The organism is Azotobacter armeniacus, from assembly GCF_054779355.1.
The window spans coordinates 39,137-50,002 of sequence record NZ_BAAGYK010000006.1; the positions used below are offsets into that span (position 1 = coordinate 39,137).

The window sequence follows — 10,866 nt, forward strand, 5'->3', positions numbered from 1 at the left end:
GGCAAATCGGGCCAGCCCGGTTCGGGCTTTTTTCCGGTGCCGAGCCGCCTGGCGCCACCGCGGATGGGGCGGTGCGCGCCTTTGCCCCGTCCCGGCGGCTGCGCGGAGGGGGCATTTCGGGCCATTCGGCGCCGGAAAACGCCCCGAAAGCCCCGTTTTAGGCGGCTTCCGGCGCTGCCTGTCATGGAACTGCCATGCCGCGCTCCTAGCTTGCCCTCCCACTTCGTCGGGTCCTTTGCCCGTCGGCATCGAGAAGGGGGGAAACCGAGATGCAGCAACGCCGACTCACCACTCGCCAGGGAGGCTTCGGCCTCAGCGCCCTGGCGCTGGCCATCGCCGCCGCGCCGGTCGGGGCCGCGCAGGAGAGCGCCGGCGCCACCGAGCATGTCGAGGTGGTCGGCCAGGCCGCCAGCATGGACAAGGCGCTGAAGGAGCAGCGCCGCTCCGAGCGCGTGCAAAGCACCGTGCACGCCGACGGCGTCGCCCAGTTGCCCGACCAGAACGTCGCCGAGGCGGCGCAGCGCCTGCCCGGCGTGTCCATCGAGCGCGACCAGAACGAGGGCCGCTTCGTCAGCGTGCGCGGCCTGGGGCCTGACCTGAACAGCGTGACCATCAACGGCACCCTGGTGCCGGCACCGGAAAGCGGCCGCCGCGCGGTGGCCCTCGACGCGCTGCCGGCCGAGCTGGTGCAGTCGCTCTCGGTGGTCAAGACCCTGACCCCGGACATGGACGCCAACTCCCTGGGCGGCACCATCGAGGTGGAAAGCCTGTCCGCCTTCGACCACGACGGGCTGTTCTACACCCTGAGCGGCGAGGGCAGCCACGACGAGAACGTCAGCGAGAACAGCCCGAAGTTCTCCGGCGCGATCAGCCAGCGCTTCAGCCTCGGCGACGGCGTCGACAACTTCGGCGTGGCCGCGGCGTACAGTTGGTCGGACCGTGACTTCGGCTCGGACAACGTGGAAACCGGCGGCGGCTGGGACTTCGCGGACGGTCCGCGGCTGGAGGAGGCGGAGCTGCGCGACTATGAGATCAGCCGCGAGCGCACCGGCTTCGGCCTCAACTTCGACTACCGCCCGGACGACTACTCCAGCTACTACCTGCGTACCCTCTACAGCCGCTACCAGGACAGCGAGACGCGCAATGCCGCCGGCGTCGAGTTCGCCGATCCCCTGGCGCCGGGCGAAACCGGCGAGGCCGAGGGCTGGCGCGAGCTGAAGGACCGCAAGGAAATCCAGACGATCCGCTCCTACGTGCTCGGCGGCGAGCGCCTGCTCGGCCCCTGGACCCTGACGGGGCAGGTCGGCTACAGCCGTTCCAGCGAGAACACCCCCAATGGGCTGAACGCTACCTTCGAGAGCAACGACGACTTCGCCAACGTCGGTTTCACCAGCCGCTCGAAGCCGCACCTGAACATCGGCGACGCGTTCTTCGAGGCCGACAGCTTCAGCCTCGACGAGGTGGAGCGGTCCAAGAACCGCACCACCGACACCGAGCACAACCTCAAGCTCGACCTGGCCCGCGACTACGAGCTGTCCGGCCATGCCGCCCAGGTCAAGTTCGGCGGCAAGCTGAGCCGCCGCGACAAGGACAGCGACACCGACGTCTGGACCTACGAGGACTTCGACGAGCACGGCCTGAGCGATGCGCAATTGGCCATGGGCAACTTCACCAAGGGTTCGGTGGACTACGGCCTCGGCCGCTTCGGCCCGGGCCTGTCCGCCGGCAGGATCAAGAGCCTGCTCGGCGGGCTCGACCGCAACGCCTTCTACGACGCGGAGGAGTCGCGGGTGAACGACTACGACATGCGCGAGGACATCGACGCCGCCTACCTGATGCACACCCTGGACGTCGGCGACCTGCGCGTCATCGCCGGCATGCGCTACGAACGAACCCGCTTCGAGGCCCGCGGCACCGGCATCCGCGACAGCCGCTTCGAGGGGATCGACGAGCGCAACACCTACGACCACTGGCTGCCGGGGCTGCACCTGCGCTATCAACTGGGCAAGGACACCCAGGTGCGCGCCGCCCTCACCCATTCGGTGGTGCGCCCGACCTTCGGCCAACTGGCCCCCGGCTTCGTCATCGACGGCGACGAGGCCAGCTTCGGCAACCCGAACCTCGATCCCCTGGAGTCGCGCAACTTCGACCTGGGCATCGAGCACTACCTGGGCCGCGCCGGCGTGGTCTCGGCCTTCCTCTTCTACAAGGACATCGACAACTTCGCCTACAACACCGACCTGGCCGGCCGCGGCGACTGGGTCGACTTCTCCGAGGCGAACACCTTCGACAACGGCGACCGCGCCGACCTCTGGGGGCTGGAGCTGGCCTGGTCGCAGAAATTCGACTGGCTGCCGGCGCCCTGGAACGGTCTGCTGATCGGCAGCAACCTCACCTTCACCCATTCCGACGCCAGCATCAGCGGCCGCGATCCGGAGACCGGGCGCACGCTCCGCCGCGACATCGACCTGCCCAACCAGTCCAAGCGGGTCGGCAACCTGATGCTCGGCTGGGAGGACGACCGGCTGAGCCTGCGCCTGTCGCTCAACTACAAGTCCGATTACCTCCAGGAGGTGGCCGGCATCGACGACGAGGACCACGACCTGTACGTGGACGACCAGACCTTCGTCGATTTCAGCGCGCGCTATTCCCTGACCAAGAACCTGAAGCTGACCTTCGAGGCGCAGAACCTCACCGACGAGCACTACTACGTCTACAGCGGCCACCGCAGCTTCAACGCCCAGTACGAGGAATACGGCCCGACCTACAAGCTCGGCCTGACCCTCGTCAACTTCTGATCCGCCACAGGCGCCTGTCCCCTCTCCCTTGCGCAGAGGGACCGTCTCGCCATGACAAAGGACTACCCGCGACATGATTCCTTCGCTTTCCCGCACTCCCCTGGCCGCCCTGCTGCTTGCCGGCCTGGCCCTGGCCGATTGCGCGTGCGGCCCCCTGGCATTCGCCGCCACCTCAGACCTGACGTTCACGCCGGCGGATCTTGCCGAGGTCGACGACCTGCGCTTCGTTCCGGTCGACCTGGCCGGCGGCGCCGAGCTGCGCCTCGCCGCCAGCAAGCGTCGCGGCCTGCTGCTGCTCGATGGCGAGGGCCACGAGCTGGCGCGTCTGCCCGGCAGCTATGCCACTCTGGACAGCCGCACCGCCGGCCGCCAACTGGTCGTCGCCGCCCTGGACGAGAACGGCCAGCAGGCCATGCTGGTCGGCCTCGACCCGGCCAGCCGCCAGTGGGGGCGGCCACAGGTGATGCCTGCACGCGACTACGCCCTCGCCGGGCTGTGCCTGTACCGCGACGAGGCGGCCAATCTCCACCTGTTCCTGGTCGGCGAGGAGGGCAGGGGCGAACAGTGGCTGGTCGGTGGCGGCGAGCGGCTGTCCGACGCACCGCGGCTGGTGCGTTCCGTGCCGCTGCCGCCCGGGGCCGAATACTGCCAGGTCGAGGATGCGGCGGGCCTGCTGTTCGTCAACGAGGAGGAAGTCGGCCTGTGGGCCTATCCGGCGCATCCCGAGGCCGATGCCGTGCGCCGTCCGGTGGACATGCTCAAGCCGTTCGGCGCGCTCGAGGGCGTCGCCGGCGCCATGGCCGCGGTGCCCGGCGGCCTGCTGGCGCTGGACCCGCAGCGTGCCGAGCTGCATCTCTACCAGCAGGAGGGCAAGGGCTGGAAGGCATTGCCCGGCCTGTCGCTCGCCGGGCTGGAGAAGCCCGAGCGTCTGGCCGTGCGGCCGGCCGGCCAGGGCCTGGAGCTGCTGGTCCAGGACGACGGGCGCGTCTACCGGGGCGGGCTGGACTGGCAGCCCCGGCCGCCGGAACTGCCGCCGGTGCTGGCGACTGTCGGCGCGCTGCGCCAGAGCGAGCCGGTCGGCAGCCACGGCGATGCCGCCGACGACCCGGCGATCTGGGTCAATCCCGAGCGGCCGGCGCTGTCGCGGGTGCTCGGCACCAACAAGAAGGCGGGTCTGCAGGTCTACGACCTCGACGGCAAGCTGCTGCAGGACCTGCCGGTGGGCCGCCTGAACAACGTCGATGTGCGCCCGGACTTCCTGCTGGGCGACACGCGGGTCGATCTGGCTGTGGCCAGCAACCGCGACCGCAACAGCATCGCCGTGTTCGCCATCGACCGCGCCAGCGGCGAGCTGCGCGAGGCCGGCGAAATCCCCACGCCGCTGGCGGAGATCTACGGCATCTGCCTGTTCCAGCCGGCCCCGGGCGAGCTGTACGCCTTCGCCAACGGCAAGGACGGCAGCTTCCTGCAGTACCGCCTGAGCGCCGCCAGCGACACGGTGGGCGGCGAGCTGGTACGCCGCTTCCAGGTGGACAGCCAGCCCGAGGGCTGCGTCGCCGACGACCGGCGCCAGCGTCTGTTCCTCGGCGAGGAGAAAGTCGGGGTGTGGGTGGTGGATGCCCGCCCGGACGCGCCTGCCACGCCGGAGAGCGTGATCCGGGTCGGCGCGACGCTGCACGCCGACGCCGAGGGGGTTGCCCTCTACCGGTCCGCCGCGCGCGACTATCTGGTGATTTCCAGCCAGGGCAACGACAGCTATGTGGTGATCGACGCCGAGCCGCCCTACGCCCTGCGGGGCGCCTTCCGGGTCGGCCTGAACGGCGAGCCGGGCATCGACGGTGCCTCCGAGACCGACGGCCTGGAGGTGGTCTCGGCCAACCTCGGCGGTCCCTGGAGCCGGGGAATGCTGGTGGTGCAGGACGGCCGCAAGCGCATGCCCGAGCAGACCCAGAACTTCAAGTTCGTGCCCTGGAGCAAAGTCGCCGCAGCCCTCGGCCTGGAATAGCCCGGCTGTCATCGGCCGGTAACAGTCAGGCACTCGAATAGCACTCGACAGCCCGCTCTTCCGGGAGTGGGTACAGAAAAGGAGCCACACCATGCACGCCACCCCCGAACAGACGAGCGTTTGGGGCCTGATCGGCGAAGCCAGCCTGCTGGTTCAGTTGGTCATGCTGACCCTGGTCCTCGCCTCTCTCGCCAGCTGGTACCTGATCGTCCAGCGCAGCCTGCTGCTCGGCGCCAGCGAGCGCCTGCTCAAGGACTTCCTACGGCGCTTTCGCGGCACCAATGATCTCGCCCAGCTATATCGCGAGACTGGCGACGAACTGCCCGCCGACGCTGCTCTGGAGCGCCTGTTCCGCGCCGGCTACGGCGAGTTCCAGCAGCTCGGGCGCGAGCCTGGCGTTGCGCCCGAGGCGGTGATCGAGGGGGTCGAGCGCAGCCTGCTGGTGGCCATCAGCGAGGAGGAGGAGCGCCTCGGCAAGGGCCTGGCGCTGCTCGCCACCATCGGCTCGGTGAGCCCCTACATCGGCCTGTTCGGCACCGTGTGGGGGATCATGAATTCCTTCATCGGTCTGTCGCAGGTGCAGCAGGCCACCCTCTCCACCGTCGCGCCGGGTATCGCCGAGGCACTGATCGCCACCGCCATCGGCCTGTTCGCGGCGATTCCCGCGGTGGTCGCCTACAACCGCTTCAGCGCCCGCGTCGCCAGCCTCGGCAGTCGCTACTACGCCTTCGGCAACGAGCTGCAGGGCCGCCTGCACCGCCGCCTGCAGGCGGCTTCCGGCCTCGCCCGGGCGGCCTGAGGACAGCATCATGCGCAAGCCGCACAACCTCCACGGTCCCAAGGCCGAGATGAACGTGGTGCCCTACATCGACGTGCTGCTGGTGCTGCTGGTGATCTTCATGGTCACCGCGCCCATGCTCACCCAGGGCGTGCCGATCGAGCTGCCCAAGGTCGCCGCCGAGGCGCTGCCGACGGACAGTCGCCAGCAGATCCTCACCCTTTCGGTGAAGGCCGACGGCAGCTACTACTGGAACCTCGGCGCCGAGCTGGACACCGAAGGGCAGACCGACAGCGCGGTGGACCTGGCGGAGATGAGCGCCAAGGTCGGCGCCATCGTCGCCGCGCACGGCGACACCCAGGTCTACGTCCGCGCCGACCGGGACGCCGACTACGCCAGCGTGGTCGCCGGCATCGCCGCGCTGCAGCAGGGCGGGGTGAGCCAGCTTGGGCTGATCACCGAGGCGCCGCGATGACTGCCGCCGCGATCCTGGACAGTCCGGCAGCCTGCGCAGCGCGCCGCGCCGATGGTACCTGGCCACGCCAGGCGGCCGCCGTCGGCGTGGCCCTGGGCGTGCACGCCGCCGTGCTGGCCCTGCTGCTGCTCGGCTGGCAGGACGAGCCGCCGCCCGCGCCGCAGGTGCGTACCCTGACCACCCGGCTGGTCGCGCTGGCGCCGCCGGCCCCGCCCGTGCCGGCGCCCGTACAGGCCGAACCGGCGCCGGTCGAGCCGCCGCCGGAGCCATCCCGGCCGGTGGCGCCGCCCAAGCCCGTGGAGGCGCCCAAGCCCGACCCGCGCCTGGAGCGGCAGAAGCTGGAACAGGCCGCCCTGGCCCGCAAGCGGGTGGAGGGGCAGAAGCGCGAGCAGCAGCGTATCGAACGGCAGCGCGAGCAGGAACGCCGGCGCCGCGAGGCCGAGGCGCTGGCGCAGCGCCAGGAACGGCAACGCCAGGCCGAAGCCGCCGAACGCGCCCGCGCCGAAGCCGCCGCCGTGGCCAGCCGCCAGTACCTGCCGATCGCCAAGCAGGCCCCGGACTACCCCGAACGCGCCCTGGACAAGGGCATCGAGGGCGACTGCACGGTCCGCTACCGGGTCAACCCCCAGGGCAGGGTGGAGGACCCGCAGATCGTCGGCGACTGCCACCCGCTGTTCGTCCGCCCCTCGCTGGCCGCGGCCCGCACCTTCCGTTACCAGCCGCGCATCGTCAACGGCCAGGCCATGGTCGTGCACGGCGTGAAGAACACCTTCCACTATCGAATCCAGGAATAGCCCCGATGAACCAGGATCACCGCCGCTTCCACGTCGATCTGCAGGCTCACGACGACATCGCCGTCAATCCCAGTGCCAACACCCCGCTCGCCGAACTGGTCGACCCGACCCGGCGCAACCTGCTCAAGGGCGGCCTGACCCTGGCCGCGCTGGGCTTTCTCGGCGGCAGCCTGAGTGCCAGAGGCGACTCCTCCGGCAGCGCGCTGCTCGACTTCAAGAGCGTGCCGGTACAGGTCGACCCGCAGTTCGACCGCGTGCTGGTCGCCGAAGGCTATACGGCCACGCCGTTCTTCTCCTGGGGCGACCCGGTGGAGCCCGGCGCGCCGGCCTGGAAGCCCGACGCCAGCGACGACTGGCAGGCCCAGCTCAAACAGGCTGGCGACAACCACGACGGCATGAACTTCTTCCCCTTCGCCAGCGAGACCGACCGAGGCCTGCTGGTGATGAACCACGAATATGTCAATCCGCCGCTGCACCCGAGCGGGGTTATCGATCAGAGCAGGCCGCGTCCGCTGGACGAGGTGCGCAAGGAGCAGGCCGCCCACGGCGTGTCGGTCATCGAGGTGAAGAAGGACGCGGACGGGCGCTGGCAGCGGGTGATGGACTCGCCCTACAACCGGCGCATCAGCATGTTCACCCCCATGCGCATCGCCGGCCCGCTGGCCGGCCACGAGCAGATGAAGACCGCCGCCGATCCGCAGGGCCTGGAGGTGCTCGGCACCCTCAACAACTGCGCCACCGGCGTCACTCCCTGGGGCACCTTCCTCACCTGCGAGGAGAACTGGCACAACTACTTCATCAACCGCGACCGGGCCGACTTCGAGCAGCGCGTGTCGCACAAGCGCTATGGCCTGGCCAAGGAAGGCACCAGCAAGAACTTCGCCTGGGAAACCGCCGACCCGCGCTTCGACGCCACCCCCTATCCCGACCAGCCCCACGCCGGCTTCGCCAATGAGCCGCACCGTTTCGGCTGGGTGGTGGAAATCGACCCCTTCGACCCCAAGAGCCAGCCGGTCAAGCGCACCGCCTTCGGCCGCTTCAGCCGCGAATGCGCGGCGCTCTCCCTGGGCGACGACGGACGCATGGCCTTCTACTCGGGCGACGACGCCAAGGGCGAATACCTCTACAAGTTCGTTCCGAAGGGCCGCTTCGATGCCTCCAACCCCGCGGCCAATCGCGACCTGCTGGACGCCGGCACCCTCTATGTCGCGCGCCTTGATGCCGACGGCTCCGGCCAGTGGCTGGCCCTGGTCCACGGCCAGAACGGCCTGAGCGCGGAAAACGGCTTCGCCAGCCAGGCCGAGGTGCTGCTCAACGCCCGCGCCGCCGCCGACCGGGTCGGCGCCACACCCATGGACCGCCCGGAGTGGACCGCCGTGCATCCGCAAAGCCGCGAGGTCTACGTCACCCTGACCAACAACGACGGGCGCGGCGACAAGCAGCCGCTGGACAAGGCCAACCCGCGCCCGCACAACCTGCACGGACAGATCCTGCGCTTCAACGAGCAGGACGCCGACCCGACCGCCAGCGCCTTCACCTGGGAAGTCTTCCTCCTCGCCGGCGAGCGCAAGGGCGCCAAGGACCAGGCGGGCCAGCCGGTGCCGGCCAACCTGGTCGGCACCATCGACGGCGACCTCTTCTCCTCGCCGGACGGCCTGGCCTTCGACGCCCGCGGCCGGCTGTGGATCCAGACCGACTACGATGACGGCGAGCCGGCCATGCAGGCCATGGGCTGCAACCAGCTGCTCTGCGCCGACCCCAGGACCCGCGAGGTGCGCCGCTTCCTGGTCGGCCCGCGCGGCTGCGAGATCACCGGCCTGGCCTGGAGCCCGGACAGCCGGGCGCTGTGGGTCAACATCCAACACCCCGCCCTCAGCTTCCCGGCCAGCGACGGCAAGACCCGGCCGCGCTCCTCCACCGTGCTCGTCACCCGGGATGACGGTGGGGTGATTTGAGGGCGCCTGGCGGTCGCCAGGCCGGAAATGGAGACGGCGATCGCCCCTGAGGAAAGCGATCGCCGTTCGAGATCCAGCGGCAGGACGGCGCGGGATGTCCGGCCGCCGGCAAGTGGGTGCAGACTCGTTCAGTCTTCAGTCATCGAGCGGCTGGATGCAGAAGTCGACGGGGCAGACGCCGAGGCAGCGCGGCGTGTCGCTCACGTCGGTGCACTCGTTGCAGCTGTCGGCGTCGATCATGTAGATGCCGCCCTGGAGGGCGATCGAGTCGGTCGGGCAGACCGGCTTGCAGTCGCCGCAGACGGTGCATTCGTAGCCGTCGATGGCCATGGCCATGGTTTCAGCTCCTGAGGTGGGGGAATTCGGGTCGATCCAAAGGGGAGGAAAGCGTGCGCCGGCGACCGCGAGAAGCCATTCCGTACGGCCCGCGCCGCGCGTTCCTCCGCAATACTGCGCTTGGCGGATCAGCCTTCGGCGGCGGCCTTGCCGACGATGGACTCGTCTTCGGCTTCCATGATGCCGAATTCCATCAGCAACTCTTCGAGATCTTCCATGCTTGCCGGGTTCGGGATGACCAGCAGCTTGTTGTCGATGATCTTCTGGGCCAGGGCGCGGTACTCGTTGGCCTGCTTGGCGGCCGGATCGTATTCGATCACGGTCATGCGGCGGATTTCGGCGTGCTGGACGACGTTGTCGCGTGGCACGAAGTGGATCATCTGGGTACCGATCTTCGCCGCCAGGGCCATGATCAGCTCATCTTCGCGGTCGGTCTTGCGGCTGTTGCAGATCAGCCCGCCCAGACGCACGCTGCCGGAATGGGCGTACTTCACGATGCCCTTGGCGATATTGTTGGCAGCGTACATGGCCATCATCTCGCCGGAGCAGACGATGTAGATTTCCTGGGCCTTGTTCTCGCGGATCGGCATGGCGAAGCCGCCGCACACCACGTCGCCCAGCACGTCGTAGAACACGAAGTCCAGGTCATCGCTATAGGCGCCTTCCTCTTCGAGGAAGTTGATCGCAGTGATCACGCCGCGGCCGGCGCAGCCGACGCCCGGCTCCGGACCTCCGGACTCGACGCACTTGACGCCACCGTAGCCGATCTGCATGACATCTTCCAGCTCAAGGTCTTCCACCGAGCCGGCGGATGCGGCCATCTCCATGACGGTATTCTGAGCCTTGGAGTGCAGGATCAGGCGGGTCGAGTCGGCTTTCGGGTCACAACCGACAATCATCACCTTCTTGCCGGACTCGGCGAGGGCGGCGACCAGGTTCTGGGTGGTGGTGGACTTGCCGATGCCACCCTTGCCGTAAATTGCACACTGACGCAATGCCATCTTGGAACCTCCATTGATTCGTGGGCGTTTGATTTGTGCCACTGGGGATTAGGCAAGGGTGGTGCCACCAAGATGTAATATTCGTGTATGGCTAGTTTTTTGGTATAAAAAATCAAAGCTAAGATATTTCTTGGACTTATGTGTCGTCTATCTAGATTTTTCGCGATCTGCTCAGGGGTTGATCCGGCGCCGATCAGCGTTCCGACGTACCTGCAGGTACAGCCGGCGAGCGATCCGTTCCGGCTGGTACTGGGTTCCATCCCGGTTGGCGCAAGGGGTTACTGCAGCCGATCCGGGGGCATGGCCTTCCCGGCAGAGGGGCGGAACGGCGCGAAGGCGCCGCGGGAAGTGTCGTTCGACGATCGAACACTAGGGCCTGTTAACACTACTCTCCGCGAGCCGCGTTGCCGCGCCAAATGGCGCCAGGCGAGGCGCGGGACGCAGGGAATGGCATCCCCTTGCCAAGTCCCGCAACGACGCATGGCGCCATTTGCCGCGCAACCCGCAGGGACGGGCCTGTTTTTGCGCGGTGTGTCGTTACTCGTCGTTCGTTTGGAATGACCAAACTTCTCTCCTCGCGCCTAACCCCGCGCAAAAACAGGCTCCGTCGCGGCCGCGTGGAGTAGTGTTAACAGGCCCTAGCACTACAGTTGCATTTTGGAAGTGAGATGAGCCCGCCTGGCCCCGGCCTGATGAGCCCTTCGCCAACATGACCAGGCAATGA

At 68.4% G+C, this 10,866-nt stretch carries 8 protein-coding genes; 6 read left to right on the plus strand and 2 right to left on the minus strand.

The window, feature by feature from the left end; all coding sequences use genetic code 11:
* Positions 1-269: 269 nt before the first annotated feature.
* The 6 genes from ACYVD0_RS01920 to ACYVD0_RS01945 all read left to right on the plus strand — a co-directional run bounded on the left by ACYVD0_RS01920 (position 270) and on the right by ACYVD0_RS01945 (position 8,805).
* A complete protein-coding gene (locus ACYVD0_RS01920) occupies positions 270-2,798 on the plus strand; it encodes a TonB-dependent receptor (RefSeq protein WP_460425221.1) in 2,529 nt (842 codons plus the stop codon).
* 73 nt (positions 2,799-2,871) lie between these two features.
* Positions 2,872-4,803 (plus strand): phytase, encoded by a 1,932-nt coding sequence (locus ACYVD0_RS01925; protein WP_460425222.1) that lies wholly within the window; start codon positions 2,872-2,874, stop codon positions 4,801-4,803.
* A gap of 91 nt (positions 4,804-4,894) precedes the next feature.
* Positions 4,895-5,602 carry a protein TolQ gene (gene tolQ, locus ACYVD0_RS01930; protein WP_460425223.1) on the plus strand — a complete coding sequence of 236 codons (708 nt, stop codon included), beginning with the start codon at positions 4,895-4,897 and terminating at the stop codon, positions 5,600-5,602.
* Positions 5,603-5,612: 10 nt separating this feature from the next.
* Positions 5,613-6,056 carry an ExbD/TolR family protein gene (gene tolR / locus ACYVD0_RS01935; RefSeq protein WP_460425224.1) on the plus strand — a complete coding sequence of 148 codons (444 nt, stop codon included), beginning with the start codon at positions 5,613-5,615 and terminating at the stop codon, positions 6,054-6,056.
* Positions 6,053-6,850: an energy transducer TonB gene (locus ACYVD0_RS01940; protein WP_460425225.1), complete on the plus strand. Its 798-nt coding sequence runs from the start codon at positions 6,053-6,055 to the stop codon at positions 6,848-6,850. Before tolR ends, ACYVD0_RS01940 begins: the two co-directional genes overlap by 4 nt.
* A 5-nt stretch (positions 6,851-6,855) precedes the next feature.
* A complete protein-coding gene (locus tag ACYVD0_RS01945; protein ID WP_460425226.1) occupies positions 6,856-8,805 on the plus strand; it encodes a PhoX family protein in 1,950 nt (649 codons plus the stop codon).
* 135 nt (positions 8,806-8,940) lie between these two features.
* Here ACYVD0_RS01945 and ACYVD0_RS01950 read toward each other — a convergent pair whose 3' ends face one another.
* Entirely contained in the window at positions 8,941-9,141 is a 201-nt protein-coding gene (locus tag ACYVD0_RS01950; protein WP_460425227.1) for a ferredoxin, read from the minus strand.
* Positions 9,142-9,269: 128 nt separating this feature from the next.
* Positions 9,270-10,142: a nitrogenase iron protein gene (gene nifH, locus ACYVD0_RS01955; protein WP_460425228.1), complete on the minus strand. Its 873-nt coding sequence runs from the start codon at positions 10,140-10,142 to the stop codon at positions 9,270-9,272.
* Positions 10,143-10,866 lie beyond the last annotated feature (724 nt).

Bases quoted from the DNA above. Each gene is read 5' to 3' on its own strand.
- tolQ (WP_460425223.1), top strand. From the start codon at position 4,895: ATGCACGCCACCCCCGAACAGACGAGCGTTTGGGGCCTGATCGGCGAA.
- tolR (WP_460425224.1), top strand. From the start codon at position 5,613: ATGCGCAAGCCGCACAACCTCCACGGTCCCAAGGCCGAGATGAACGTG.
- nifH (WP_460425228.1), bottom strand. From the start codon at position 10,142: ATGGCATTGCGTCAGTGTGCAATTTACGGCAAGGGTGGCATCGGCAAG.
- ACYVD0_RS01925 (WP_460425222.1), top strand. From the start codon at position 2,872: ATGATTCCTTCGCTTTCCCGCACTCCCCTGGCCGCCCTGCTGCTTGCC.
- ACYVD0_RS01920 (WP_460425221.1), top strand. From the start codon at position 270: ATGCAGCAACGCCGACTCACCACTCGCCAGGGAGGCTTCGGCCTCAGC.
- ACYVD0_RS01950 (WP_460425227.1), bottom strand. From the start codon at position 9,141: ATGGCCATGGCCATCGACGGCTACGAATGCACCGTCTGCGGCGACTGC.
- ACYVD0_RS01945 (WP_460425226.1), top strand. From the start codon at position 6,856: ATGAACCAGGATCACCGCCGCTTCCACGTCGATCTGCAGGCTCACGAC.
- ACYVD0_RS01940 (WP_460425225.1), top strand. From the start codon at position 6,053: ATGACTGCCGCCGCGATCCTGGACAGTCCGGCAGCCTGCGCAGCGCGC.